This window comes from Corynebacterium sp. HMSC064E10, from assembly GCF_001812505.1.
Classification (GTDB): domain Bacteria; phylum Actinomycetota; class Actinomycetes; order Mycobacteriales; family Mycobacteriaceae; genus Corynebacterium; species Corynebacterium amycolatum.
The window spans coordinates 1,006,973-1,032,630 of record NZ_KV809173.1; the positions used below are offsets into that span (position 1 = coordinate 1,006,973).

The following is a 25,658-nucleotide window of genomic DNA, read 5'->3' on the forward strand; positions in this document are numbered from 1 at the left end:
TTACTTCTTCTTTCCGGCGATCGTCTTCTTCGGACCCTTACGCGTACGAGCGTTGGTCTTGGTGCGCTGACCACGGACCGGCAGGCCACGACGGTGGCGCAGACCCTGGTAGGAACCAATCTCAATCTTGCGGCGGATATCAGCCTGAACCTGACGGCGGAGGTCACCCTCGACCTTCCAGGTGGCCTCAATCACGTCACGCAGCGCGGCGACCTGCTCATCAGTGAGAGCATCGGTACGCAGGTCCGGAGAGATGCCAGTCTTCTCCAGCAGCTCATTGGCACGGGCAGGGCCGATGCCATAAATGTAGGTAAGAGCGACCTCCATACGCTTGTTGCGTGGCAGGTCAACTCCAGCAAGGCGTGCCATACGGCAATTTCCTTCCGGTTGATGCGGTGGTTTACTCCACTGCCACCCTTCCCAGGCCCGGCTCACTCGGTCGGACGCCGAGTCGCGCAGGTGTTATAGAAAGGCTCCAGCCACCGTTGCCGGAGGTAGTCTCGCTTACTTCTGTGGAAAAGCTTTCATAAAGAACCGCCGCGCCAATCTGCTGAGACGCCAGGCCTCAACATCACGCGGCCGTCACCAGAAGCAGCTAGGACGGTGGAGTTTCTGTCTAGTTAGTAAATAAGCCCATAACCACTACCAACAGTGGTCAGGTCGATTTACTTGTAGCGGTAGACGATTCGCCCACGCTCGAGATCGTAGGGAGAGAGCTCCACTACGACTCGGTCTTCCGGGAGAATACGGATGTAGTGCTGGCGCATCTTGCCACTGATATGGGCGAGCACCTTGTGCCCGTTGTCCAGCTCCACTCGGAACATCGCGTTCGGCAAGGGCTCGACGACGCGACCCTCAACCTCAATTGCGCCTTCCTTTTTAGCCATGTCCTCCACGTCTCTCTGGCGGATACCCGGGACAATCCCGGCACCAGTTGGGAAATCTCTACTCTGCCTGGTGTTTTAGCAGTTCCGTGCAGGGATAATCATCACTGCAGCGACACTGCGCCCACACCATCGCCCAACTTTACACGCGACCTGCGTTTTTACCAAATACGACCATTATGGGACCGGTTGCAAGCGACGGCAGGCTGGTTCGCTCCACCCGTTCAGAATTCATCGCAGCCTTTATGGCAACATTCTGACCTTTCGCTTGGCCCTCACGCACTAGTTATTCGTATCGAGGAGTCAAAATACGGGGGCCGTCCGCCGTGGCGGCAACTGTATGCTCCCAATGGGAGGCCGGCATTCTATCCGCGCTGACGACCGTCCAGCCGTCGTCAAGCTCATCACTACCCCACTCGCCGCCGAGAATGAGCATCGGCTCAATGGCCAATACGGAGCCTTCGACGATGCGGGGGCCCTTTCCAGCTTTGCCCTCGTTGGGCAGGAAGGGGTCCATGTGCATCTCCCGCCCAATGCCGTGCCCGCCATATCCATCTACGATGCCGAGCTCAATATCGTGGCGCAGTTCAGCCTCACGGGTGGCCATTTCAAGCGCATACGAAATATCGGTGAGGCGAGCGCCCGGAACCATGGCCTTAATACCTTCGGTGAGGACCTCTGATGTCGCAATGTTCAGTTTTTCGACATCTTCACTCAGCTTTCCGACGCCGAACGTAAGTGCCGAATCACCGTGCCAGCCATCCAGGATTGCGCCACAGTCAATTGAGACTAAATCACCATCGGCGAGAACCGTAGAGCTTGACGGAATGCCGTGGACAACAACTTCATTCACAGATGCGCAGACAGACGCCGGAAAACCTTCATAGCCAAGGAAGGACGGCGTTGCGCCAGCATCGATAATGACCTGGTGCGCGATCTCATTGAGATCTGCCGTGGTCACCCCCGGCTTAGCAGCGTTTCTGCAAGCCAGCAATGCACGACCGACAATCTCGCCGGCCGCTTGCATCGCATCCAATTCTCCCTCGGTGCGGGCAGGAACTACTTTGCGGCGGCGTCGAAAACTCATCACGCTGGTTGAGTCTACTCTGACTTAGAAGGGAACCACCGGCTAGCCGAATCCCGCCACCTACGAGGGCATCGCTCCCCCAGCCAGCGCTCTGCTTCATGTATTTCTACGAGGCGTTGCATGGGAATCTTTATGGATGTTCATTCGTGACGCTTAATCTGCAATCGGCTTGCTTCGTTTTTCGGGCGGTTTACACCCAAAGTTGAGCTGCCCTACGATAACTGGCATGCATTCACTGTTGAAGTCCGCGCAGACTGCGGGCGCTGTTATTGTCACCAGCTCACTTTTCCTGGTTGGCGCTTGCTCAAGCAATCCCGAACCGTCGCCAGCGCCGACTATCCCCTCCACTTCCCCTGCCGCGGAATCGCCGGAGACCCCTGGAAGCACCTCGGGTTTCATGGGCACCTCTGCACTGCCTGAGTCAATCCAAAACTTCACACCTGATGCAATTAAGGAGGCGATTGGCAGCTGCGTCGAGTCGGATGACTCTAAACCCGTCATTTTTGGCAGCGAGAGCGTACATGGCTTCACCTGCGTAATGGCAGTTGGAGACGGTGGCACCGCAATGCTCAGTACGGCCGAGGACCCGGCCACTGTCGAGCGCATTAACGAAAAGGCTGAGTCCGTCGAAAACTACGTACCATACGAGCTACCCGGCAAGCACGCATTTAGCGGCATCAACAAGGGGTCCCCTTTCGTTATGGTCATTGACGAGGCCAACCGCATCTACCAAGAGTTCGTTTTCGCGAATATCAGCGCTGAGGCCGCGCAGCCACTCATCGACCAGATTATTCAGGACTTCCAGTAGCCCTCACTATCGGCTGCCCCCCACCCCCGCCCCAGACCCCAACAGCCACACACAAAAGCCGCCCTTCCAAACCTCAACGGTTCGAAAGGGCGGCTTCAACAACCACCTACAACCGGCAAACCCATCGGCTCCAGCCAGCAAAAAAGCTAGAGCGTCTAGTTATCCGGCGCGCCAGGAGCTTAGTTCAGCTTCTCCAGCTCAGCCATCGTGCGCTCGTTAATCTCCTCAACGGATCCCTCAGCGGCAATCTTGATGATCTTCTCCGAGTAGTAATCCAGCAAAGGAGCGGTCTCATTGGTGTACACATGCATGCGGTTGCGGATGACCTCTTCAGTGTCGTCTGCGCGACCACGGGCCAGCATGCGCTCGACTACGACATCCTCAGAAACGTCGAACTGTACGACCGCATCCAGCTCAGTGCCGAGGTTGGACAGCAGACGCTTCAGCTCTTCTGCTTGACCAACAGTGCGCGGGAAGCCATCCAACAGGAACCCCTTGGCAGCGTCGTCCTCGTTCAGACGGGACTCGACCATACGCACAGTCACGTCGTCCGGAACAAGGTTGCCGGCGTCGATGTAGGACTTCGCCTCAATGCCGAGCGGAGTACCTTCACCGATGTTTGCGCGAAACAGGTCACCGGTGGAGATGTGTGGGACACCGAGCTTCTCCGAGAGGATAGCTGCCTGAGTGCCCTTGCCTGCACCGGGAGGACCTACAAGTACGAGTCGCATTACTTCAAGAACCCTTCGTAGTTACGTTGCATCATTTGGCTTTCAACCTGCTTGACCGTCGTCAGCGCAACACTGACCAGAATCAGCAGGGCTGTACCTCCAAACATACCGCCTCGACCAGCGTTCGCGTCGCCAAGCCCCATATCAAGAGCGACATTTGGCAGAACAGCGATCAGTGCCAGGTACAGCGAGCCGACAGTCAGCAGGCGAATCAGGACGTAGGACAGGTATTCAGCAGTCGGACGCCCCGGGCGGAAGCCCGGAATGAATCCGCCGTACTTCTTCATGTTCTCCGCCTGCTCGTGCGGGTCATACTGCACGGAGGTGTAGAAGAAGGAGAAGAAGATGATCATCAGGAAGAACAGCAGAATGTACTGCCAACTGGACGGCGCCAGCAGGTACTGAATGACATTGCGCTGCCACCAGTTGTCCATGTTCGGATTCGACTGACCGGACTGAACAATCTGGGTAATCAGAACCGGCACGTAAATCAGAGAGGACGCGAAGATGACCGGGATAACACCGGCCTGGTTCACCTTCAGCGGCAGGTAGGTGGAAGATCCGCCGTACTGGCGACGACCAACCATGCGCTTTGCGTACTGCACCGGAATACGGCGCTGTCCCTGCTCAATGAAAATAACGCCGATGATGAGAATCAGCACGGCAACAATCACGGTGGCAAACACGACACCGGTAGTGGAGCGCAGAATGTTCGCTCCCTGCGCCGGCATACCAGCGGCGATACCGGAGAAAATCAGCAGTGACATACCGTTGCCGACCCCTCGGTCAGTGATGAGCTCACCCATCCACATGACCAGCACGGCACCGGAGGTCATCACAACGACCATCACCACGAGGTCAAAGACACCCGCATCCTTTACCAGCAGCGACTGCGAGCCGCCCAGCAGGGCGCCACGGTCTGCCATGGCCACAATGCCCGCAGACTGCAGCAACGCCAACGCCACTGTGAGGTAGCGGGTGTACTGGGTCATCTTTGTCTGACCCGACTGCCCTTCCTTCTTCAACTGCTCGAAGTGTGGAATCACCACCGTGAGCAGCTGGACGATAATCGAGGCCGTAATGTACGGCATAATGCCGATGCCGAAAATCGCCATCTGCAGCAGAGCGCCACCTGAGAACAGGTTGATCAGCGAGTAAACGCTGGACTGATCTTTCGAAATCTGCTCGAGCTGCGCGTTGACCAACTGGTAGTCGATACCAGGGGTTGGAATCTGCGAGCCGATTCGGTACAGAATGATCATCGTCAGAGTGAAGAAGATCTTCTTACGCAAATCGGGATCGCGCAACGCCGCAATGAGACCGGAAGCCACGTGCATCCTCCCGAGGTCAAGAAATCCGCTTCTCCCACGCTTTTCCCGAAAGATTTACCCGCTTATCCGCCAGTAGTCTTCCGTTTTAGTTAAGCAACGCGGATGACGTATTCCTCAAACCTTTAATTGACAGTATTTGACGTAGTGAGTCTACCAGCGTTTCTCCATATCGTCGCAATACGCCTCTATATCACCGTTAGTACAGCGCCCCGTCAATCACCCTCTTTTCGCTTGACGACGATTCCAGCGCTCATCCCCTCTGAGCCCCCGCCCTCTCATGTGCTCCACCCAACCTTCTCAAACAAAACTTGAACAGTGTTAAAGTTTTGCTCTGTGAGTACCTACAGCATCCGCATGCGCTCCAGCGCCGATGGCTGCCATATCTCTGGCGCTGAGCGTCTTGCACCGGCCACCGAACTACCTCAGTTGGCTTCTGCTATGACTAGCCGTGCACTTCACCACGACAAGGGGCGAGCCGACACAATTCACATCACTGCGGACAAGATTGATGAGTCGACCATCAGCACCGTGCCGGCGTTAGTCCCCTTTCTAGTGTCGAACTCCAGCCCTGGGGACGCCCGCAAGCTCATTACTCAACGCCTACACGCTGCAGGTATACAGGCCGCCGATATCGCCGTCGAGATGGCCTATTCACTCACGGGTCTTCGCGGCGCCGCTCTTATCGATGCCTCCTCCGGTGAGCGGCTCGACCCAAACCCAGCCCGCGGTGTACGGGTTTCCACTTTTGATGCCATCTCACACCCCAGCAAGGACTGCGCCAAGGACCATTTTCACGAGGCGCTCATCCTCGCATCCAAGGTTCACAGCGCCCCGGGCATCGTCGCAGAAATCTGCCTCTCCGACGATCCCTTTTACACGCGTGGCTATCTCGCACTGGACGGAATCTTCCACCGTATCCCCAATATCAAGGACCACGGCAGCACTCTTGGTACTCGCATTTTCATCGTTGAACCCGGCATCGATATCCCCGAGCTAATCGACTACCTGGAGAACACGCCGGTCTATATCGAGCTCCCAGCTGACGCCAGTTTCTCGACGGACACTACCGGCCTCAGCAGCGACCTCTCAGCAATCGCCGCCCAAAGAAACACGGCCTGGGCCGGTGCAGGACTTGCCCGCACACTGCGCACTTTCGAAACCGCACAACTACCGCATAGCCGAATTGACGGAGCCGACTACCTATTGTTTTCTTCTTCGGACTACCTCGGCCTGTCCACGCACCCTGAGCTCATCTCAGCTGCCACCGAGGCAATTGGATATTTCGGCACCGGGTCCGGCGGCTCTCGCTTAACCACTGGCACTAGCATCCACAGCGCACTTGAGAATGAACTCGCGCAGTTCTTCGGTTTCGACGATGCCGTTCTCTTTGCGACTGGCTACCAGGCGAACCACTCAACCATCGCTGCCATCGCCACCGCCGACGTTGAAATCTTCTCCGACGCCGCCAACCATGCTTCCATCATTGACGGATGCCGCAATGCCCGAGCTAAAGTCACGGTCTTTCCGCACACTGACTACCAGGCACTCGACCATCTCCTCGCAACATCGAGCGCCCGCCACAAACTTGTCATCTCCGACTCCGTGTTCTCTATGTCAGGCGAGGTCATCGACGGCCCGGCACTCGAGCGCACCTGTCACCGTCGCAACGCATGGCTGATGCTTGACGACGCCCACGGCGTCGGAGTTATCGGAGAACACGGTCGTGGCACTGCAGCGCACCTGGGCATTCGCCCGGACATTGTGGTCGGCACCGCGAGCAAGGCTCTCGGGGTCGAAGGAGGATACGTTCTCTGCTCGGCACCAGTTGGCGAACTGCTACGCAATCAAGCCCGTAGCTACGTGTACTCAACGTCCATGAACCCTGGTTCTGTCGCAGCTATCCGCGCAGCGTTGAAGCAGTTGGAGGTTGGGGACGTCGTCAAGCGATTGCAACGTAATATTGCGTGCGTCCGCTCCCTGGTTGGCGCGCAGTCAGACCCCGCATCTGCCATCATCCCGCTGCCCGTCGGGGACGAGACCGAAGCGATGGACGCCTCAGCACAGTTGGCGGAGCTAGGCGTGTTTATACCTGCAATTCGCTATCCGACGGTGCCCCGTGGTGAGGCAATGTTGCGATTGACCATCACCGCGCTGCACACCGACGCTGACATCGACCAACTGGAGTGGGCTCTGCGAACCACCGGCCTGCTGTAAGCCAGCGGTTTGCGCTGCCCTCCCCTCCAATTTCCTCCCTCTCAATACAAAAAAGCTCCTAACCACATGGGTTAGGAGCTCTTCTATTAAAGCTTAAATGCTTTAAGCCTCAGTGACAGAGCCGCCTGCAGCCTCGATCTTGGACTTTGCGGAGCCCGAGAACTTGGTTGCGGTGACGTTGACGGAGACGTTGATGTCGCCGTCGCCGAGGACCTTCACCGGCTGGTTAGCGCGGACGGCGCCCTTTGCAACCAGGTCGGCGATGGTGACGTCGCCACCGTTCGGGAACAGACGCTCCAAATCCGAAACGTTGACCACCTGGAAGGTGACCTTCGCCGGGTTCTTGAAGCCCTTCAACTTCGGCAGACGCATGTGAAGTGGCATCTGGCCACCCTCGAATGCTGCCGAAACCTGCTTGCGGGCCTTGGTGCCCTTGGTGCCGCGACCAGCGGTCTTACCCTTGGAAGCCTCACCACGGCCGACGCGAGTCTTCTTCTTCTTAGCACCCGGAGCCGGGGCCAAGTCGTGGAGCTTAATTGGTTCGCTCATGGTTTACCTACTCCCCCGCTACTTCTTCAACCTCGACCAGGTGACGCACAACGTTCACGAGACCGCGCACAGCCGGAGAATCCGGGCGGACGACGGAATCGTTGATGCGCTTCAGGCCGAGGGTGCGCAGCGAATCCTTCTGCTTCTGCTTGGTACCAGCGGTACCACGGACCTGGGTAATCTTCAGTGCCATGGAAATCACGCTCCCTGACCTGCGCGTGCGCGCAGCATACGTGCCGGGGTGACCTCTTCGAGGGACTTGCCACGACGTGCGGCGACCTCTTCAGGGCGAACCAGCTGCTTGAGAGCATCAACGGTTGCGTGAACAACGTTGATGGAGTTGTTGGTACCCAGCGACTTGGACAGAACATCCTGAACACCGGCGCACTCGAGAACCGGGCGGACAGCGCCGCCGGCAATCAGACCGGTACCCGGAGCAGCCGGGCGCAGCAGCACGATGCCAGCAGCGGTCTCACCCTGAACCGGGTGGGTGATGGTGCCAGCAATCATCGGGACGCGGAAGAAGTTCTTACGAGCCTCTTCAGCACCCTTCTGGATAGCTGCCGGTACTTCCTTGGCCTTGCCGTAGCCGACGCCGACCATGCCCTCGCCGTCACCGACGATGACCAGAGCGGTGAAGCTGAAGCGACGACCGCCCTTGACGACCTTGGAAACTCGGTTAATAGTTACTACGCGCTCGATGTACTGCGAACGCTCGTCCTGCTGGCGACGGTCGTTACCGCGGCCACCACGACGGTTGTTGTTCTTGTTGTCAGCGGAGTTACGTCCGCCTTCGCGCTTATCGCGTTCCGACATCACGCATTCCTTCCGTTGGACTTGTAAGTGCGCATTAGAACTTCAGACCACCTTCACGGGCAGCCTCGGCCAGAGCAGCAACGCGGCCGTGGTACTGGTAGCCACCGCGGTCGAAAACGACATTCTCGATGCCAGCATCCTTAGCGCGAGCAGCAATCAACTCGCCGACCTTGGCGCTCTTGGCCTTCTTGTCGCCCTCGAAGCCACGGAGATCTGCGTCCAGAGTGGAAGCAGCGGCCAGGGTACGACCGATAGAGTCGTCGATAACCTGAGCGGTGATGTGGCGGGAAGAGCGGTGCACGACGAGGCGCGGTGCCTCGGAGGTGCCGCGGACGTTCTTGCGCAAGCGTGCGTGACGGCGGGCGCGGGCGACACGACGACGAGTCGAGATGTCCTTGCCTACCGGGAGGCGCTTTTCGTTGGTGTTGCTCATTACTTACCCGTCTTTCCGATCTTGCGACGGATCTGCTCGCCATCGTAACGAATGCCCTTGCCCTTGTAAGGATCATCCTTACGCAGACGACGGATGTTAGCTGCGAGCTGTCCGACCTGCTGCTTATCAATACCTGTGATCGACAGCTTGGTGGTGCCGTCGACATCGAAGGTGATACCTTCCGGTGCTTCGATCAGGACTGGGTGCGAGTAGCCCAAGGAGAACTCGAGGTCCTTGCCCTTCTTGGCGACACGGTAACCAACACCGAAGATTTCCATCTTGATGGTGTAGCCCTCGGTCACACCGACAACCATATTGTTAATCAGCGAACGGGACAGGCCGTGCAGGGAGCGGCTCTTGCGGTGGTCATCCGGGCGGTTGACCACAATCTCATTGTCCTTCAGCTCAACGGTAATTGGAGCCGGGATAGAGACAGACAGCTCGCCCTTCGGGCCCTTGACGGAAACGTCCTGGCCGTTGACCTGTGCAGTAACATTTGCCGGGACAACGACAGGGTTCTTACCAATACGAGACATTGTGTAGTTCCCCCTTTACCAGACGTAAGCGAGGACTTCCCCGCCAACCTTCTTCTCGTAAGCCTGACGGTCAGTCAGCAGGCCCTGAGACGTGGAGATGATAGCCACGCCCAGGCCACCGAGGACCTTCGGCAGGTTAGTGGACTTTGCGTAAACACGCAGACCCGGCTTGGAGACGCGACGCACGCCAGCGATCGAACGCTCGCGGGACGGGCCGTACTTCAGGTTCAGGGTCAGGGTCTTGCCGACCTTGGCGTCCTCGACTGCGTAGTCCGCAATGTAACCCTCAGACTTGAGGATCTCGGCGATGTTAGCCTTCAGCTTGGACGACGGCATCGAGACAGAGTCGTGGTACGCGTTGTTAGCGTTGCGCACGCGCGACAGCATGTCGGCGATTGGGTCAGTCATGGTCATGGTTAGTGACCGCTTCCTTTCTCGCTGCGGTTCCTTCCCACCTCGTGGCTAACTCCAATGACCGCGCAAACAGCAACTGTCACACGACGAAAGCTTAAGTTGGAGCGATTACCAATATCGTGATTCCGGCGATTTAAGGGCTACTGTTCGCCAACTCGGTTCAATAGCCGAGTCAGCTCGCCACCCAGGTGACGCCAGAGACGATGCGAGGCGAGGGGCCTACAGCAAAGTTCTTACATTTTTACTGCCGCACCTCTTACAGAGGGCAGACCTGGTGATACTAACAAATACCGGCCGAAATGCAAAAACGCCGCGGCTGGACGTTAGTCCGCTCGCGGCGTGAAGCCCCACCAATTAGCAGTGGAACTCAATTTCTAGCCGATATGGCGCCGGCTAGAGGAAATTAGTAGAGCTGGTCGGCGATGATGTTACCCATAGCCTTTTCGCCAGCCACCGTCGGGTGATTGGTCATCGGGCCCATCACCGGATCTGCGAAACCGGCGACGAAGCGCTCATCCGGGTTTGGGTTGCAGGTACCGTGGCCGAGGGTTGCCTCGTAGACGTCGATGAAGCCGGCACCTACGTGCTGAGACGCGGAGCGAATGCTGTCGCGGAATGCCCCCTGAATCTCGCTGGCACCCGGTGCCGGGATCGGGAAGGTCTGGTTCGGGGCGTTCACCAGGCACAGCTGGTCATTGGTAGCGTACTCAGGGTACGAAGCCAGGACGACCTGAGCACCCGGAGCAACCTGGTGGACGCGGTCAGTGAACTGACGCAGCGTCTGCTTGAACAGCGACGGAGCCTTGGGGTCCGGCTTTGCGACCAGCTCGCCTGCCACGTCAACCCACTGGACCCAGTCCATGCCGCCGTACATCAGGACAACCTTCTCAGTGCCCTCTCCGATGTCGCCGTACTGGATGGAAGCTTCCAGGTATGCGAGGAGCTGACCCGGGAAGCCACCAAGACCGTTACAGGACCAGTCACCCAGGGACTTGTTCAGCTTCGACGCTGCAATCTTCGGCCAGTTTTCCATGTCGGTGGCACAGTTAGCGACCAGCACGTTCTGCCCCGGCGCCAGGCCACGCGGGCCACCCTTACCGGCATTAGCGGTGAAGGAGTCACCGAAGGTGACGATCTGCTTGACGCCCTTCGGGCCGGTGTCGCCGATACCCGGAATCGGAATGTTCGGCATTTCCGGCAGTGCCGGCTGTGCGTTGGCAGCACCTGCGCCCAAGCTCAGACCCAGAGCCGCAACAGTTGCAACAGCAGCCGAGCGGACGGCCACGGAGAAGTTCTTCATGTAGTTAATCCCTTTGCGTTTTAACTTAAGGACCGCTCTGTGTAGAACCACTGGCTCAACCACACAGAAGCTGAAGTCACTTAAATCTTGCCCAAAATGATAACGACCACAATGCATTTTGGCGGCCGTCACTATGACGAATGGCAGTTTACAACGAAATCATCACGAACGCCTAACTTTCATTTAAGAAAGCTTGTGACTTTACTAATTTTCAACCCCCAAAAAGGGTCAACTTTCACACCGGCAACACTGGTAACTTTTGCGCAGGCCCCGCACAGCGACATCCCCCCATGAACATAAGGGTTAACGGAGCAGCAAAAAGCCCCGGAGGCCAAGCGGCATCCGAGGCTTCAGACAGAAGCTACCGAAGAGGCAAAACTACTTCTTGAACGGGAAGCCCAGCTCGCGCAGCAGCGCGCGGCCTTCCTCATTGTTGGTAGCGGTGGTCACGACGGTGATGTCCATACCGCGCGGGCGGTCGATCTTGTCAACGTCGATCTCGTAGAACATGGTCTGCTCAGACAGTCCGAAGGTGTAGTTACCGTGACCATCGAACTGCTGATCAGACAGACCGCGGAAGTCGCGGATTCGCGGCAGAGCCACGGTCAGCAGACGATCCAGGAACTCCCACATACGGTCGCCACGCAGGGTGACGCGAGCGCCGATGGCGTCGCCTTCACGAAGCTTGAAGTTAGCGATCGACTTGCGAGCGCGACGGGTCTCCGGCTTCTGACCGGTGATCAGAGTCAGGTCGTTGATAGCACCGTTGATCTGCTTCTTGTCCTGAGCAGCAGCGCCGACGCCCATGTTAACGACGACCTTGGTAACGCCCGGAATCTGCATGACGTTCTCGTAGGAGAACTCTTCCTGCATCTTGCCGCGAATCTCATCGCGGTAACGGGCCTTCAGACGAGGGGTGTAATTTTCGCTCATGCTTAGATGTCCTTCCCGGTACGGCGGGAGATGCGAACCTTCTTGCCGTCCTCATCGAAGCGGTAACCAACGCGAGTCGGGGTACCATCTTCGTCGACCAGCATGACGTTCGACACGTGAATCGGAGCTTCCTGAGTGACAATGCCACCCGAGGATGCACCGCGCTCCGCAGCGGAGTTTGCAACGTGCTTCTTGATACGGTTAACGCCCTCGACCAGGACCTTGTCGCGCTTCGGGTAGGCCTCGATGACCTTGCCCTGAGCACCCTTGTCCGGACCGGAGATAACCAGCACGGTATCGCCCTTACGGATCTTCACTTAAATCACCTCCGGTGCGAGCGAGACAATCTTCATGAACTTCTTGTCACGCAGCTCACGCGCGACCGGGCCGAAAATACGGGTGCCCTTTGGCTCACCGTCGGCCTTGATGATGACAGCTGCATTCTCGTCGAACGAGATGTAGGAGCCGTCCGGACGACGGGTCTCCTTCTTCGCACGGACGATGACTGCCTTAACAATTTCGCCTGCCTTGACGTTGCCGCCCGGAGTAGCTTCCTTGACAGTTGCGACAATGGTGTCGCCAATGCCAGCGAAGCGTCGGGTCGAGCCGCCGAGAACGCGGATGCACTGGATTTCACGTGCACCAGTGTTGTCGGCAACGCGCAGACGGGATTCCTGCTGAATCACTGCGTTTCTCCTGACCTGGTTGCATTGTGCGTCAGATTTCCGTCCTAAACGCACGCGGTCTTTATGTCTTGTGTTTACGCTTTACGACGAAAGCACCTGCTAGAGGCAACTTCCATATCGCTTTGACCCCATGCTAGCTACGGTCATAGACCGTTGAGAGCAGCACGCAGCCACTTCGCGCAACCTGTGTATTATGGCACGTTCGTGCGGGACAACAAAATCCCTTAGTTTCATGCCCCCAACATGGTTTATACCCTCCGCAGCAACCCTATTCCGCGGAAACCCTAGACTGAGACAGTGACAAATCCACATTCCGAGAACGCTCAGACACAGCCAGCACAGACGCTTCCGGTATCGCTACTTGCCGGGTTAGCCTTATTATCCGCCGCCGCCCCGTTCGGCGCAGATACATACCTGGCCTCCTTCGTGGAGATAGCCAAGGAGTTCTCCACAACCGAGTCAATGGTTCAGCTCACTCTGGCAACCTTCATGATCGGTATGGCTGCAGGGCAGCTCGTCATTGGCGCTCTCTCCGATAGTTTGGGCCGTAGGAAGTTGCTTCTCATTGCGACTTTGGTGTTCTTGGGCTCGTCAATCCTCTGTGCAATAGCACCGAATATTGGCACGCTTATTGCAATGCGCCTGTTCCAGGGGTTAGCTGGTGGCTCCACAGTGGTTCTGGCTCGTGCTGTAGTCCCAGACCTCTTGAAGGGCAAGGCATCAGCGAGAGCTTTCTCGACGCTGATGGGCATTTCCTCCATCGCCCCGGCAATCGCTCCCCTTGTGGGTGGCTTTCTGGGCCCCGCATTCGGCTGGCGCAGCGTGTTCTGGTTTCTCGCAGCCATCAACGTCGCGATGGTCGCGATTGTGTTTCTGATGGTTCCGGAAACTCTACCGCCAGAGCGACGCTCCACAGGCTCTCTGCGCAATCTCCTGCCCAATATCGGCAGGCTGCTACAGCGGCCCGTATTTGTCGGCTACTTGTTAGCTTTCGCTGGTGGCTTCTCGGTGATGTTCTCCTATATCGCTGCGTCACCCTTTATCTTCCAGGAGCTGCTGGGGCTCACCCCTACTCAGTTCTCTCTCGTGTTCGCATCCAATGCAGCGATGTTGACCTTTGTGTCAATCCTCAACGGCAAGATGATCAACCGGCTTCATCCCCGCAAGGGCATTTTAGTTGCACTCACGGACATGCTCGTGACGTCGATAGGCCTGATTGTTAATGCCATAGTCGGGATTAACTTCTTCACTACTTGGCTGTTGCTGTTCATTACGGTACCGATGATGCCGCTGATCTTCGCCAATGCCACAGCACTCGGAATTGAGGAGGTTCGAGATATCGGAATTGGCTCAGGTTCCGGCCTCATGGGCTTCGCACAGTTCCTCGCGGCCGCCACGGTTTCCCCGTTGGTGGGGCTTGGTTCCAATCTGCCTTTATCAATGGCCATATCAATGTTGACCTGCGCGCTGATTGCGCTGATCGCGGTATTGACATTGACGCACGACGGCCTCCGCAAACACCCACATAAGCTGGCATAAAACTACATACGAGAGGACTGCCCTCGTTTCACTTCACTGGTTGAGAATGTGCCCGAATCGGCATTAAATCGATGGTGAGGCCTCGTACCACCCGTAGGCGTGAGGCTGACATGGGAGAAAGGTCCTGCCATGACCACGTACGCGCATCCTCATGAACCGCATAAGTCTTCTGAGACGTCGAAGCTCAACTGGCTTCGCGCCGGAGTCCTCGGAGCCAACGACGGCATCGTCTCCACTGCTCTAATCTTGCTCAGCGTGATTGCAGCAGGTTCTTCTCGCGAAGCCATTCTGACTGCTGGTGCCGCCGCCGTTATCGCTGGTGCTATCTCGATGGCTCTGGGGGAATACGTCTCGGTTTCAACTCAGCGCGATACTGAGCGAGCACTGATTGCCAAAGAAAAGGCCGAGCTCAAGGACTTTCCAGATGAAGAGCATAAGGAGCTCGTGGGGATTCTCTCTGGCTACGGCATCCCACAACATATCGCCGAAGATGCTGCCCACGGCATCGCACAAAATGATCCGCTGGCAGCTCACCTAAAGCTGGAATTGGGCATTGACGGCGAGGAACTTACCAACCCCTGGGCGGCTGCTGGTTCTTCGGCACTGTCGTTCCTACTCGGCGCCATCCTGCCGATGATTGCGGCTCTGGTGTTCACCGGCCCCACCTCCGGCGCGATTGCGGTCACCGTTGTCACCATCGTGACGTTGGCCTTGACCGGCTACATCAGCGCCAAGCTCAGCTCCACGCACTCCGGCAAGGCTGCGCTACGTCTGGTCATCGGTGGCGCGCTCGGTTTGATTGTGTCCTACTTCGTCGGCCTGCTCTTCGGGCAGGCCGTCGGATAGCCCTTGAGATAGGTCGTCGGATAGGCTCCGGCAAAGCTCAAAAGCTAATCAACATAGCTGGTCTTCGTCTGGTTCAACCAGGCGTAGACCGCGCCAATTCCCAGGCCACCGCCTACGAAGTTGCCCAACCACACTGCCACCCAGTTGCCTGTAATGTGCAGGCCATCGAAGCCGGCAGGACGCGGATCGGCGAAAAAGGCCAAGGAAAACAGCGAGAAGTTCGCAATCACATGCTCAAGCCCGAGCCCAACGAACACCGCAATAATCGGCAGAATCACAGCGAACTTCGAAATGATTTCTTTGGCTTGTAGCGCGCCTAAAACAGCCATATTGACCACGAAGTTCGCGCCCATCGCCTCTACGAAAGCACCGAAGAACGGCTTGGCCAGCTTCCCCTCGGTCAAGGTGGAAATCAGATGTGTGTCATCAATCCCACCGAGTTTGGCGCTCTGGCTTAGCACCAGCGCCACAATCGCGGCACCGATGAAGTTGTAGAACGTGGCGACGGCCACCATCCGAAGAGCCACTCCCCACGGCATGCGACCGCGTGCAGCGGACCAGGACACAAACATCATGCTGCCAGTCGCCAGCTCTGCACCGAGCACCACAATGGCGAACAGTCCAAGCCCGAACAGGCACGCAAAGACCAGTCCCCCAGTGCCCGGAGCAACAGCTTCGGCCACTTGGCCAGCTACCGCTGCAAAGGCCGTTCCCAACGTCAGATACATGCCCGCCAGGACCGCTCGAACCGCAAAACGCCCGTAGTCCTGCGTCATCAGTTCCTGTTTTTTGTCACCAGCCGTATCCAGCGTTTCGTATAGCGTCACCGCCGAAGCCTTCCCTGCGTGCCGTTAATTGCAGTTATTCGCATAAAAGAATAACGATAGTCCGGCACGGAATCGCAACCGCTTTACGCCGATCACAGCTCTCTACCCCCGTTCAAGCACTGCAACCAGGAACTGAGACTCATCCTCAAACGGACGAAGATCCCACGTCGAATAACGCTGAATCACGGTGAGCCCCGCCTCCTGCGCAGTGGTTTCAAAATCCGCAAAGTCCCAGCCACGGCCGGCACCGAAGCCGATGATGGCACGACCGCCCTCCGGATTCAGTGCCGCTGCGAAGGCCTGCAGTACCTTCGTGCGGTCTTCTGGCGCTACGAAGGTCAGGACATTGCCGGGGCAAATGATGACATCGAAAGCGGATGCCGTGTCATCGTGGGGCGTGTTCTCGAGGCCGTCGTCAAGCACGTGCGCCAATTGCGCCAAATCCCCTACCAACCACGTCGCGTCCGGGAACTGGCGTTTCGCCTCATCGATGAGATAGGGGTCGACATCGACGCCCATGACTCGGTGCCCAGCCTTCGCCAGGTAACCGCCCACGCGCCCCTGTCCGCAGCCGGCATCTAGAATTCGAGCGTGGCGTGGCGCCATCGCATCCACCAGCCGCGCCTCGCCATCGATATCGCGGCCCTCGCGCACGAATCCCCGCCACCGGTTGGCGTAGCGCCGAGAATGCTGCGGATCGGCGGCAATAATTTCTTTCCAAGTGCGGTGATTGTGGGTGCCATTGCTCATGGCCACCATTATGGCGCAGCTGGACACTTTTTATGTATCGGTGCAGCTGCGCACCGTGGGGTCTAAATCCCCAGTACCGACTTAGCGATCAGGAAGTAGATAATCAGGCCGGAGGCATCAACAAGCGTCGTAATAAACGGGTTCGCGAAGACTGCTGGGTCAATGCCGAACTTCTTACCAATCAGCGGCATGATGCCACCGACGGTTGCCGCGAGGGTACAAATACCCAGCAGCGTCAGGCCGATAACGAGGCCGATGTCCCAACCGTAGAACAATCCAGCCAATAGTAGGCCTAGAGAACCAAGCAATAGACCGAGGAACGCGCCGACCCTCACCTCTCGGAGAATGACCTTGAATATATCTCGCGGTTGGACATCCCCCAGCGCCAACGCACGCGTAATCGTAGTTGCAGCCTGGTTACCGGTATTGCCACCTGTACCAATCAGCAGCGGTACGAACACTGAGAGAACGACCATCTGAGACAGAGTCTCTTCGAAGGTTTCCAGGACTTGCACGGTCAATGTCGCACCGATTGCCAGCACGAGCAACCAGACCACACGAGAGCGAACAATCTCAAAGATTGGCGTAGCAAGGTACGGCAAGCGCAGTGGCTCAGAACCGGAAATACGAGCTTGGTCCTCGGAATCTGCTTCCTCCAGAATCCGGAGTGCGTCGTCCACCGTGAGCAGGCCGATAACACGCTGCTCGCTATCGACGATCGGTAGAGCTAAGCGCTTACGATTGGCGCACATGCGAGCCACCTTCTCTTCGGACTCGGTGGCCTCTGCGTAGTCGGCCTTCCTCAAAATTGCCGACACATGGATATCACGGTCGGCGCGCATCAAATCACGAAGACTTACCACGCCCATCAGTCGGCGATTCCGGTTCGACACCGGCAAGGTGTAGATAGACTCGGCATCATCCAGATGCTTGCAGACGGTCTCGAGGGCTTTCCCCACCGTCATGTCGTCGTGAAGCGATACCAGCTCCGGGCTCATACGGCGGCCAATGGAACCGTCGGGGTAGCCGAGAACAATGTTGGTGAGCTCGCGCTCATCATCCGGCAAATCGGCCAGCAGCTTTGAAGCAACCGAGGCTGGTAGCTCATCGAGCAACTCAGCTCGGTCGTCCGGTTCCATCTCCGCAAAGACTGCGGTGACTTCAGGATCACGGAGGCTGTCGATCAGATGCGCCTGCAGCGCTGAGTCCAGCTCATCGAAGGTTTCAACCGCCGTGTCTTTCGGCAGTGTGCGGTAGAACAGCGCACGTTCCTCATGGCTGAGGCGGCGCATCTTTCGAGCGGCAGCTTTGGGCTCAACATCAGTTAAGAGCCGCGACAATGTCGCCACGTCGTGTGAGCGAAGCGCGGACTCCAGGTCTCGATCATCAATCCTGGTCACGTCAGTAGTCACCGAACTTCTCCCCTCACAAAGCACAAATCGTCGCCAATGCTATCAGAGATAAAACCCAGCAAACCTGCACTGAAGAGACTAGAAACACGAAGAAACATGGCTTGCCAAAAACAAAACCCCGCCACAGAAAACACTTGCGTGTTTCCCGCGGCGGGGTTCTCGTCGTAAAGCCCTAGCTGTTTAGTTAGCCAACGGGTCTTACTTAGCCTTCTCGACGATCTCAATCAGGCGGTAGTGCTTGTCCTTGGAGAGCGGACGGCACTCTTCGATGCGGACGCGGTCGCCCACGCCAGCCTCTTCGTTCTCGTCGTGCGCCTTGACCTTGGAGTTCGTGCGCATGATCTTGCCGTACAGGGCGTGCTGCTTGCGGTCCTCGAGCTCGACAACGATGGTCTTCTGCATCTTGTCGGACACGACGTAACCGGTGCGCACCTTACGTGCGCCAGCCTCGGTGGTGTTCATGTTTTCCTCACTCATGCTGCATCACCATCGGTTGGTGCAGCAGACAGGCCGAGCTCGCGCTCACGCATAACGGTGTAAATGCGAGCAATATCCTTGCGGACAGTGCGGAGACGGCGGTTGTTGGTCAGCTGACCGGTAGCGCTCTGGAAACGGAGGTTGAACAGCTCCTCCTTAGACTCCTTGAGCTTGGCAACCAGGTCATCGTTATCCAGCGAGCGAAGCTCGTGGGCGGGAATGCCGTTCGACATCAGTACTGATCCTCCTTCCGAACGATTCGGGTCTTAATCGGCAGCTTAGCGCCTGCGCGCTTCAGTGCCTCGATAGCAACTGCCTCGTCCGGGTAGGACATCTCGAACATGATGCGACCCGGCTTGACGTTTGCAACCCACTTTTCGACCGGGCCCTTACCGGAACCCATACGAACACCCAGTGGCTTCTGGGTCAGCGGGCGGTCCGGAAAAATCTGAATCCAGACCTTACCACCACGCTTGACGTGGCGGTTGATGGCAATACGCGCTGCCTCAATCTGACGGTTGGTGATGTAGGCCGGCTCGAGAGCCTGGAGACCGTATTCACCGAAAGTCACCTTGTTGCCGCCCTTGGACATACCAGAACGGGTCGGGCGGTGCTGACGACGGAACTTAACGCGCTTCGGGATGAGCATGAATTAGCCCTCCTTCTTCTCAGATGCACGCTGACGACGCTTGCCACCGCGACGCGGGCGGTCGTTGCCGCGACGCTGGCGGGCGTTGCCGGCGTTGATCTCGGACTCGCGACGGCCACCGATCACGTCACCCTTGTAGATCCACACCTTGACGCCAATGCGACCGAAGGTGGTGTGAGCTTCGTGGGTGCCGTAGTCGATCTCCGCACGCAGGGTGTGCAGCGGAACGCGACCCTCGTGGTAGCGCTCGGTGCGGCCCATCTCGGCACCGCCGAGACGACCGGAGCAGACAACCTTGATGCCCTTGACGTGCGGCTGACGCATTGCAGACTGGATAGCCTTGCGCATTGCACGACGGAAAGCGACACGGTTGGCGAGCTGCTCAGCGATGGACTGAGCAACCAGCTTCGCATCCGCGTCAATGTTCTTGACCTCGAGGATGTTCAGCTGAACCTGCTTGCCGGTGAGCTTCTCGAGCTGGCCGCGAATGCGGTCAGCCTCAGAGCCACGACGACCGATAACGATGCCCGGGCGTGCGGTGTGGATGTCGACGCGCACGCGGTCACGGGTGCGCTCGATAACGACATCGGAGATGCCGGCGCGTTCAAGACCGGTGGACAGCAGATCGCGGATCTTGATGTCCTCGGCCAGGTAGTCAGCGTACTGCTTGTCGGCGTACCAGCGGGACTTCCAGTCGCTGGAAATACCGAGGCGAAGACCGTGTGGATGGATCTTCTGTCCCACTATCGGTCACCTTCCTTCTGGCTCTCGACGACCACGGTGATGTGGCTGGTGCGCTTGCGGACGTGGAAAGCACGGCCCTGCGCACGCGGGCGGAAGCGCTTCATGGTCGGTCCCTCGTTGGCGTAAGCCTCGGAGATGACCAGAGTACGACGGTCCAGGCCGAAGTTGTTCTCAGCATTTGCAGCTGCAGACGCAACAACCTTGGCAACTGGATCAGCAGCACCCTGCGGTGCGTACTCCAGGATGTTCAGTGCCTCGTCGACGGACTTACCGCGAACGGTGTCCAGGACGCGACGTGCCTTCATCGGAGTAACGCGGACGAAGCGCGCAGTTGCGCGTGCAGAAGTAATGTCGTTGCTCATGGCTTATCGACGTCCCTTCTTGTCATCCTTGACGTGACCCTTGAAGGTCTTGGTCGGGGCGAATTCGCCCAGCTTGTGGCCGACCATAGAGTCATCCACGAACACCGGCACGTGCTTGCGACCGTCGTGAACGGCGAAGGTGTGGCCGATGAAATCGGGGAGAATCGTGGAGCGGCGAGACCAGGTCTTGATGACCTGCTTGGTGCCCTTCTCGTTCTGTGCATCGACCTTCGCGAGGAGGTGCTCATCGACGAACGGGCCCTTCTTAAGGCTGCGTGGCATTCTCAGTTCCCTCCTTAGCGCTTCTTATTCTTGTTGGTACGACGGCGACGAACGATCAGCTGGTCGCTCGGGCGGTTCGGCTTACGGGTGCGGCCTTCCTTCTGGCCCCACGGGGAAACCGGGTGGCGACCACCGGAGGTCTTACCCTCACCACCACCGTGCGGGTGGTCGACCGGGTTCATGACAACACCGCGGACAGTCGGGCGCCAGCCCTTCCAACGCATACGGCCGGCCTTGCCCCAACGAATGTTGATCTGATCCTGGTTTCCGACCTCACCGACGGTTGCACGGCAACGAGCGTCGACGCGACGGATCTCAGAGGACGGCATACGCAGAACTGCGTACTTGCCTTCCTTACCGAGAAGCTGAATAGAAGCACCAGCAGAACGTGCCAGCTGTGCACCGGCACCCGGCTTGAGCTCCACGCAGTGAATGGTGGAACCGGTCGGGATGTTACGCAGCGGCAGGTTGTTACCAACCTTGATGTCGGCGTTAGCGCCGGACTCAACGATGGCACCCTGCTTCAGGTTCTTCGGAGCGATGATGTAGCGCTTCTCACCGTCTGCGTAGTGCAGCAGTGCGATGTTGGCGGTACGGTTCGGGTCGTACTCGATGTGAGCGACCTTTGCCGGAATGCCGTCCTTGTCATTACGACGGAAGTCGATGACACGGTACTGGCGCTTGTGTCCGCCACCCTTGTGGCGAGTGGTGATGTGACCGTGTACGTTACGGCCACCAGTCTTCGACAGCGGGCGCAGCAGAGACTTCTCAGGAGTCGAGCGAGTAACCTCGCTGAACTCGGAGACGGAGCTCTGGCGGCGACCCGGCGTAGTCGGCTTGTACTTACGAATAGCCATACTTTTGCTCTTCCTTAACTTCCTCGTCGGCTAGCGGCTAGGCTGCCGAACCGCCGAAGATGTCGATGGGATCGCTGCCGGCCGCGAGAGTCACGTAGGCGCGCTTGGTGTTCTTGCGCTTGCCGTAGCCGGTGCGGGAACGCTTGCGCTTGCCCTCACGGTTGAGGGTGTTGACGGAAGCGACCTTGACACCGAAAATCTCCTGGACCGCGATCTTGATCTGGGTCTTGTTAGCGTCGGTGTGAACCAGGAACGTGTAAACGCCCTGCTCCATGAGTCCGTAGGACTTCTCAGACACTACCGGTGCAACAATGATGTCGCGGGGATCTGCGATGGTAGCCATTACTTCTCCTCCTTACCGGCGGTGCGAGTGATGAAGTCATTAAGCGCCTGAACGGCGAAGATGACGTCATCGGCCTTCAGAACGTCGTAGGTGTTCAGCTGATCCTCAGACAGGATGTGGACACCTGGCAGGTTACGAACCGACTTCCACGAGTTGACGTCCTCGCGTGGCAGAACGACGAGCACGTTGTTGCGCTCAGTCAGACGCTCGACGAAAGTACGAGCTGCCTTGGTGGACGGGGTCTGACCTGGGACCAGTTCCTCGACAACGTGGATGCGGTCGTGGCGAGCACGGTCAGAGAGTGCGCCACGCAGAGCAGCTGCAATCATCTTCTTCGGGGTGCGCTGGCTGTAGTCGCGCGGCACCGGGCCGTGGACAATGCCACCGCCGGTCCAGTGCGGAGCACGGATCGAACCCTGACGAGCGCGACCGGTACCCTTCTGGCGCCACGGCTTGCGGCCACCGCCGCGAACCTCGCCGCGGGTCTTGACCTTGTGGGTGCCCTGGCGAGCTGCTGCACGCTGCGCGACAACAACCTGGTGCATCAGGGCGATGGACACCTCCGCGTCGAACACGGAAGCAGGAAGCTCAACCGAACCGTTCACGCCGCCTTCAGCGGTGTGTACGTCTAGCTTGAGGTTGGTCATGCGTGAGCACCACCCTTCGTGGCAGTCTTAACAACCAGCAGGCCGCCGCGTGCACCCGGAACTGCGCCCTTGATGAGCAGCAGGTTCGCGTCAGCGTCAACCTTCTGGATCTTCAGGTTCTGGGTTGTGACCCGGTCGTTACCCATGCGGCCTGCCATGCGCTTGCCCTTGAAGACGCGTCCTGGCGTGGCGCAGGCGCCAATGCCACCAACACGACGGTGAGCAGCCTGGTTACCGTGAGCAGCACCCTGGCCAGCAAAGCCGTGGCGCTTCATACCACCGGCAAAGCCGTGGCCCTTGGAGGTACCAGTGACGTCGACGTACTCAATTTCGCCAAAGATGTCGACACCAACGGACTGGCCGACCTCGTAAGAGGAAGCGTCCGGGGTGCGAATCTCGACGCTGTGGCGACGCGGGGTCACACCGGCCTTCTTGAAGTGGCCGGCCTCCGGCTTGTTGACCTTACGTGGGTCAATTTCGCCGTATGCAATCTGGACGGCGTCGTAGCCGTCGGTTTCCTTAGTGCGCACCTGAGTCACTACGCACGGCCCAGCCTCAACGACGGTAACCGGAACAACGCGGTTTTCCTCGTCGAAGATCTGAGTCATACCGAGCTTCGTGCCCAGGATGCCCTTGATCTCGTTTTCACTCATTTATCTTGTCTCCGCTACCAAAAGTCCAGGATCACTGAATGTTCACATCGACACTTGCCGGAAGGTCAATGCGCATAAGTGCATCGACGGTCTTCGGCGTTGGATCGAGAATGTCGATCAGACGCTTGTGAGTGCGCATCTCGAAGTGCTCGCGCGAGTCCTTGTACTTGTGCGGCGAACGGATAACGCAGTAAACGTTCTTTTCGGTTGGCAACGGCACCGGGCCAACGACGCGTGCACCCGTACGGGTAACGGTCTCCACGATCTTTCGCGCAGAAGCGTCGATAGCCTCGTGGTCGTAGGCCTTGAGCCTGATGCGGATCTTTTGTCCGGCCACGCTTGTCCTCTCCTCGGTCGGCGCGCCCCAATTAAAGGGGCGTCGACCCTGTCAATGTTTCTCGACGCCGTCAGCAACTATGGCCAGCGCCAGAAATTAAAACTGGGTTGTGCATTACTTCAAAGCGATTTCGTCTTCGATCGTCATGGCAAATTAACTTTTGGCCATGACCCGAGCGGACGAATAACGCCTTGCACTCAAATCCCAGTGGAAAACAAGTCCCCCTCGTGGGGCTCTTCATTTTGCCTACTGCCGCTGTTAATTTGCCATGCCACCTCCGACCCCCGCGGTCGGGCGTGTCGCCCGTTTTCTCCGTGAGGCACGATTGGGAAGAAACTTCCCTACGTGGTCATGCTCGCCTTACCATAGGCGCTAAGTCCAATTTCGTACTGGTTCCCAGCTGGGCCTGATACAACAATTGGCGCGAACGCCTTTGTTAAAGCAACCTCCGTATTAAAGCACGCCCACACTGCAAATGTAAAATCGCGATTCCAAAGTGCAACGTACATCACACCCATTACGGAACAGGCTGCTTAACGACGGCTATTGCGCCGGCCCCATCCCGTCTAATGTCGGCTATGTACAGATACAAAGAATCCCGACTTCCGCTTACGCGGAGTCGGGATTCTTCTAAGACCTAGTTAAAGCATTTCCCCATTGGGGAGAAGACTTACTTAATGATCTTGGTAACGCGGCCAGCGCCGACGGTGCGGCCACCCTCGCGGATAGCGAAGCGCAGGCCCTCGTCCATTGCGACCGGCTGGATCAGCTTGACAGACATGTCAACGTTGTCGCCCGGCATAACCATCTCGACACCTTCCGGCAGGGAAACGACGCCGGTGACGTCGGTGGTGCGGAAGTAGAACTGCGGACGGTAGTTGTTGAAGAACGGGGTGTGACGGCCGCCCTCATCCTTGGACAGGATGTAGACGGAACCCTCGAACTCGGTGTGCGGGGTGTAAGCGCCCGGCTTAGCAACGATCTGACCGCGCTCGATGTCCTCACGCTTGGTACCGCGGAGCAGCAGACCACAGTTGTCGCCAGCCTCAGCGGAATCCAGCAGCTTGCGGAACATCTCGATACCGGTAACGGTGGTCTTCTGGGACTTCTCCTTGATGCCCAGAATCTCCACCTCGTCGTTGACGTTCAGAACGCCGCGCTCAACACGACCGGTAGCAACGGTGCCGCGACCGGTAATGGTGAAGATGTCCTCAATCGGCATCAGGAACGGCTTGTCGGTCTCGCGGACCGGGTCCGGGATGTTGTCGTCACAAGCCTGCATGAGCTCGACGATGGACTCTGCCCACTTCTCGTCGCCCTCAAGAGCCTTCAGAGCGGAGATGTGAACAATCGGAGCCTCTTCGTCGTAGTCCTGCTCAGCCAGCAGCTCGCGAATCTCCATCTCGACGAGTTCGATGATCTCTTCATCGTCAACCATGTCGCACTTGTTCAGTGCAACGAGGATGTACGGAACGCCAACCTGGCGAGCCAGGAGAACGTGCTCACGGGTCTGCGGCATCGGACCGTCGGTAGCGGCGACAACCAGAATCGCGCCGTCCATCTGAGCAGCACCGGTGATCATGTTCTTGATGTAGTCGGCGTGGCCCGGAGCGTCGACGTGAGCGTAGTGACGCTTCTCGGTCTGGTACTCAACGTGCGAGACGTTGATGGTAATACCGCGCTCCCGCTCTTCCGGCGCCTTGTCAATAGCGTCGAAAGCGAACGACTGGTTCAGGTCCGGGTACTTGTCAGCCAGAACCTTGGTGATAGCGGCGGTAGTGGTGGTCTTACCGTGGTCAACGTGACCAATGGTACCGATGTTGACGTGCGGCTTCGTACGCTCGAACTTCGCCTTTGCCACTTTTAGTCCTCCTGGAGGTCTAGGTGGCCACGACTCTCGCAGCCACAATTTTGTGGTCACTCAATCCGCCTTCACAACATCAGAAGCTTTCAAGCTGTTCGCTTACGACTTCGGAACGTGCGCGCGCAAAAGAGCACTATTCTTTCACTGTGCCAGTTACTCGATACTAGGGCAGGATACTGGAGTTTTCCAAACCAGACCAACCCCCTAGTTAAGGGTGGGTAACGGCCAGCAACTCACATCGTCATTTACCTGCATAAATACTAGATATTTGAGTTGCGATCTAAAATCGCCCAACGATATGAATTGCGAGCAGCTACCCCCAAGAGCTTGCCTGTGCTAACACGAGC

General features: G+C 57.9%; 34 protein-coding genes and 1 pseudogene. 5 read left to right on the plus strand and 30 right to left on the minus strand.

Features of this window, described 5'->3' with window-relative positions:
- The 3 genes from rpsM to map form a co-directional block, all read right to left on the minus strand.
- On the minus strand, positions 1-369 hold the full coding sequence (rpsM, locus tag HMPREF2860_RS06235) for a 30S ribosomal protein S13 (protein WP_005509836.1): 369 nt from the start codon (positions 367-369) through the stop codon (positions 1-3).
- Positions 370-665: 296 nt separating this feature from the next.
- Positions 666-887: a translation initiation factor IF-1 gene (gene infA / locus HMPREF2860_RS06240; protein WP_016422077.1), complete on the minus strand. Its 222-nt coding sequence runs from the start codon at positions 885-887 to the stop codon at positions 666-668.
- A 283-nt stretch (positions 888-1,170) separates the two neighbouring features.
- A complete protein-coding gene (gene map, locus HMPREF2860_RS06245) occupies positions 1,171-1,971 on the minus strand; it encodes a type I methionyl aminopeptidase (RefSeq protein ID WP_038627674.1) in 801 nt (266 codons plus the stop codon).
- Positions 1,972-2,197: 226 nt separating this feature from the next.
- Here map and HMPREF2860_RS06250 point away from each other — a divergent pair, with 226 nt between their 5' ends.
- Complete coding sequence (locus HMPREF2860_RS06250) at positions 2,198-2,779, plus strand: hypothetical protein (RefSeq protein ID WP_049180781.1); 582 nt, start codon at positions 2,198-2,200, stop codon at positions 2,777-2,779.
- 179 nt (positions 2,780-2,958) lie between these two features.
- On the opposite strand, the gene HMPREF2860_RS06255 is transcribed toward HMPREF2860_RS06250, so the two are convergent.
- Together HMPREF2860_RS06255 and secY are read right to left on the minus strand one after the other, a co-directional pair.
- Entirely contained in the window at positions 2,959-3,510 is a 552-nt protein-coding gene (locus tag HMPREF2860_RS06255; protein WP_005509947.1) for an adenylate kinase, read from the minus strand.
- A complete protein-coding gene (gene secY / locus HMPREF2860_RS06260; protein WP_141737477.1) occupies positions 3,510-4,841 on the minus strand; it encodes a preprotein translocase subunit SecY in 1,332 nt (443 codons plus the stop codon). The genes HMPREF2860_RS06255 and secY overlap by 1 nt, the downstream gene beginning before the upstream one ends.
- A 354-nt stretch (positions 4,842-5,195) precedes the next feature.
- On the opposite strand from secY, the pseudogene HMPREF2860_RS11405 reads away from it, so the two are divergent.
- Together HMPREF2860_RS11405 and HMPREF2860_RS11410 are read left to right on the plus strand one after the other, a co-directional pair.
- Positions 5,196-5,858, plus strand: a pseudogene (locus HMPREF2860_RS11405) (6-carboxyhexanoate--CoA ligase); the annotation flags it as partial.
- A 9-nt stretch (positions 5,859-5,867) separates the two neighbouring features.
- A complete protein-coding gene (locus HMPREF2860_RS11410) occupies positions 5,868-7,055 on the plus strand; it encodes an aminotransferase class I/II-fold pyridoxal phosphate-dependent enzyme (protein ID WP_370547474.1) in 1,188 nt (395 codons plus the stop codon).
- Between the two features lie 102 nt (positions 7,056-7,157).
- On the opposite strand, the gene rplO is transcribed toward HMPREF2860_RS11410, so the two are convergent.
- From rplO to rplN, 10 genes are all read right to left on the minus strand, one after another.
- Positions 7,158-7,604, minus strand: a complete 447-nt coding sequence (gene rplO, locus HMPREF2860_RS06270; RefSeq protein WP_016422071.1) for a 50S ribosomal protein L15 — start codon at positions 7,602-7,604, stop codon at positions 7,158-7,160.
- A 7-nt stretch (positions 7,605-7,611) separates the two neighbouring features.
- Complete coding sequence (rpmD, locus tag HMPREF2860_RS06275) at positions 7,612-7,797, minus strand: 50S ribosomal protein L30 (RefSeq protein ID WP_038629359.1); 186 nt, start codon at positions 7,795-7,797, stop codon at positions 7,612-7,614.
- A gap of 5 nt (positions 7,798-7,802) precedes the next feature.
- Entirely contained in the window at positions 7,803-8,420 is a 618-nt protein-coding gene (gene rpsE / locus HMPREF2860_RS06280) for a 30S ribosomal protein S5 (protein WP_005510059.1), read from the minus strand.
- A 34-nt stretch (positions 8,421-8,454) separates the two neighbouring features.
- Positions 8,455-8,853, minus strand: a complete 399-nt coding sequence (gene rplR, locus HMPREF2860_RS06285) for a 50S ribosomal protein L18 (protein WP_038627668.1) — start codon at positions 8,851-8,853, stop codon at positions 8,455-8,457.
- Complete coding sequence (gene rplF / locus HMPREF2860_RS06290) at positions 8,853-9,389, minus strand: 50S ribosomal protein L6 (protein WP_005509895.1); 537 nt, start codon at positions 9,387-9,389, stop codon at positions 8,853-8,855. The genes rplR and rplF overlap by 1 nt, the downstream gene beginning before the upstream one ends.
- A gap of 15 nt (positions 9,390-9,404) precedes the next feature.
- Positions 9,405-9,803: a 30S ribosomal protein S8 gene (rpsH, locus tag HMPREF2860_RS06295; protein ID WP_005509822.1), complete on the minus strand. Its 399-nt coding sequence runs from the start codon at positions 9,801-9,803 to the stop codon at positions 9,405-9,407.
- Between the two features lie 403 nt (positions 9,804-10,206).
- The gene (locus tag HMPREF2860_RS06300; protein ID WP_038627665.1) at positions 10,207-11,103 is read right to left on the minus strand and encodes a GDSL-type esterase/lipase family protein; all 897 of its coding nucleotides are present in this window, start codon (positions 11,101-11,103) and stop codon (positions 10,207-10,209) included.
- 378 nt (positions 11,104-11,481) lie between these two features.
- Positions 11,482-12,036 (minus strand): 50S ribosomal protein L5, encoded by a 555-nt coding sequence (rplE, locus tag HMPREF2860_RS06305; RefSeq protein WP_005509901.1) that lies wholly within the window; start codon positions 12,034-12,036, stop codon positions 11,482-11,484.
- Between the two features lie 2 nt (positions 12,037-12,038).
- The gene (gene rplX, locus HMPREF2860_RS06310; RefSeq protein WP_005509963.1) at positions 12,039-12,353 is read right to left on the minus strand and encodes a 50S ribosomal protein L24; all 315 of its coding nucleotides are present in this window, start codon (positions 12,351-12,353) and stop codon (positions 12,039-12,041) included.
- A complete protein-coding gene (gene rplN, locus HMPREF2860_RS06315) occupies positions 12,354-12,722 on the minus strand; it encodes a 50S ribosomal protein L14 (protein WP_038627660.1) in 369 nt (122 codons plus the stop codon).
- A 297-nt stretch (positions 12,723-13,019) separates the two neighbouring features.
- Between rplN and HMPREF2860_RS06320 the strand changes: the two genes are divergently transcribed.
- Both HMPREF2860_RS06320 and HMPREF2860_RS06325 read left to right on the plus strand, forming a co-directional pair.
- The gene (locus HMPREF2860_RS06320) at positions 13,020-14,261 is read left to right on the plus strand and encodes a multidrug effflux MFS transporter (protein WP_070628675.1); all 1,242 of its coding nucleotides are present in this window, start codon (positions 13,020-13,022) and stop codon (positions 14,259-14,261) included.
- Positions 14,262-14,390: 129 nt separating this feature from the next.
- On the plus strand, positions 14,391-15,107 hold the full coding sequence (locus HMPREF2860_RS06325) for a VIT1/CCC1 transporter family protein (RefSeq protein WP_038627657.1): 717 nt from the start codon (positions 14,391-14,393) through the stop codon (positions 15,105-15,107).
- Positions 15,108-15,151: 44 nt separating this feature from the next.
- Here HMPREF2860_RS06325 and HMPREF2860_RS06330 read toward each other — a convergent pair whose 3' ends face one another.
- From HMPREF2860_RS06330 to tuf, 15 genes are all read right to left on the minus strand, one after another.
- Positions 15,152-15,934 carry a formate/nitrite transporter family protein gene (locus tag HMPREF2860_RS06330; protein WP_038627654.1) on the minus strand — a complete coding sequence of 261 codons (783 nt, stop codon included), beginning with the start codon at positions 15,932-15,934 and terminating at the stop codon, positions 15,152-15,154.
- Between the two features lie 102 nt (positions 15,935-16,036).
- Positions 16,037-16,693, minus strand: a complete 657-nt coding sequence (locus HMPREF2860_RS06335) for a class I SAM-dependent methyltransferase (protein ID WP_049180779.1) — start codon at positions 16,691-16,693, stop codon at positions 16,037-16,039.
- Between the two features lie 53 nt (positions 16,694-16,746).
- The gene (gene mgtE, locus HMPREF2860_RS06340; RefSeq protein ID WP_038627650.1) at positions 16,747-18,096 is read right to left on the minus strand and encodes a magnesium transporter; all 1,350 of its coding nucleotides are present in this window, start codon (positions 18,094-18,096) and stop codon (positions 16,747-16,749) included.
- Positions 18,097-18,294: 198 nt separating this feature from the next.
- Positions 18,295-18,573, minus strand: a complete 279-nt coding sequence (rpsQ, locus tag HMPREF2860_RS06345; RefSeq protein WP_005509926.1) for a 30S ribosomal protein S17 — start codon at positions 18,571-18,573, stop codon at positions 18,295-18,297.
- Positions 18,570-18,806 (minus strand): 50S ribosomal protein L29, encoded by a 237-nt coding sequence (gene rpmC, locus HMPREF2860_RS06350; RefSeq protein ID WP_005509851.1) that lies wholly within the window; start codon positions 18,804-18,806, stop codon positions 18,570-18,572. The genes rpsQ and rpmC overlap by 4 nt, the downstream gene beginning before the upstream one ends.
- Positions 18,806-19,222 (minus strand): 50S ribosomal protein L16, encoded by a 417-nt coding sequence (gene rplP / locus HMPREF2860_RS06355; protein WP_005509813.1) that lies wholly within the window; start codon positions 19,220-19,222, stop codon positions 18,806-18,808. Before rplP ends, rpmC begins: the two co-directional genes overlap by 1 nt.
- Before the next feature lie 3 nt (positions 19,223-19,225).
- Positions 19,226-19,966 (minus strand): 30S ribosomal protein S3, encoded by a 741-nt coding sequence (gene rpsC / locus HMPREF2860_RS06360; protein ID WP_005509954.1) that lies wholly within the window; start codon positions 19,964-19,966, stop codon positions 19,226-19,228.
- Positions 19,966-20,328, minus strand: a complete 363-nt coding sequence (rplV, locus tag HMPREF2860_RS06365; RefSeq protein ID WP_005509775.1) for a 50S ribosomal protein L22 — start codon at positions 20,326-20,328, stop codon at positions 19,966-19,968. The genes rpsC and rplV overlap by 1 nt, the downstream gene beginning before the upstream one ends.
- 3 nt (positions 20,329-20,331) lie before the next feature.
- Complete coding sequence (gene rpsS / locus HMPREF2860_RS06370) at positions 20,332-20,610, minus strand: 30S ribosomal protein S19 (RefSeq protein WP_005509882.1); 279 nt, start codon at positions 20,608-20,610, stop codon at positions 20,332-20,334.
- A 14-nt stretch (positions 20,611-20,624) separates the two neighbouring features.
- Positions 20,625-21,467: a 50S ribosomal protein L2 gene (rplB, locus tag HMPREF2860_RS06375; RefSeq protein ID WP_005509800.1), complete on the minus strand. Its 843-nt coding sequence runs from the start codon at positions 21,465-21,467 to the stop codon at positions 20,625-20,627.
- Positions 21,468-21,504: 37 nt separating this feature from the next.
- On the minus strand, positions 21,505-21,810 hold the full coding sequence (gene rplW, locus HMPREF2860_RS06380) for a 50S ribosomal protein L23 (protein ID WP_038627647.1): 306 nt from the start codon (positions 21,808-21,810) through the stop codon (positions 21,505-21,507).
- Positions 21,810-22,457: a 50S ribosomal protein L4 gene (gene rplD / locus HMPREF2860_RS06385; protein ID WP_038627645.1), complete on the minus strand. Its 648-nt coding sequence runs from the start codon at positions 22,455-22,457 to the stop codon at positions 21,810-21,812. Before rplD ends, rplW begins: the two co-directional genes overlap by 1 nt.
- Positions 22,454-23,110 (minus strand): 50S ribosomal protein L3, encoded by a 657-nt coding sequence (gene rplC, locus HMPREF2860_RS06390; protein WP_005509762.1) that lies wholly within the window; start codon positions 23,108-23,110, stop codon positions 22,454-22,456. The genes rplD and rplC overlap by 4 nt, the downstream gene beginning before the upstream one ends.
- A 31-nt stretch (positions 23,111-23,141) precedes the next feature.
- Positions 23,142-23,447, minus strand: coding sequence for a 30S ribosomal protein S10 (gene rpsJ / locus HMPREF2860_RS06395; protein ID WP_003938093.1), 306 nt, complete (start codon positions 23,445-23,447; stop codon positions 23,142-23,144).
- A gap of 670 nt (positions 23,448-24,117) precedes the next feature.
- Positions 24,118-25,308, minus strand: coding sequence for an elongation factor Tu (gene tuf, locus HMPREF2860_RS06400; protein ID WP_038627641.1), 1,191 nt, complete (start codon positions 25,306-25,308; stop codon positions 24,118-24,120).
- Positions 25,309-25,658: the final 350 nt, after the last annotated feature.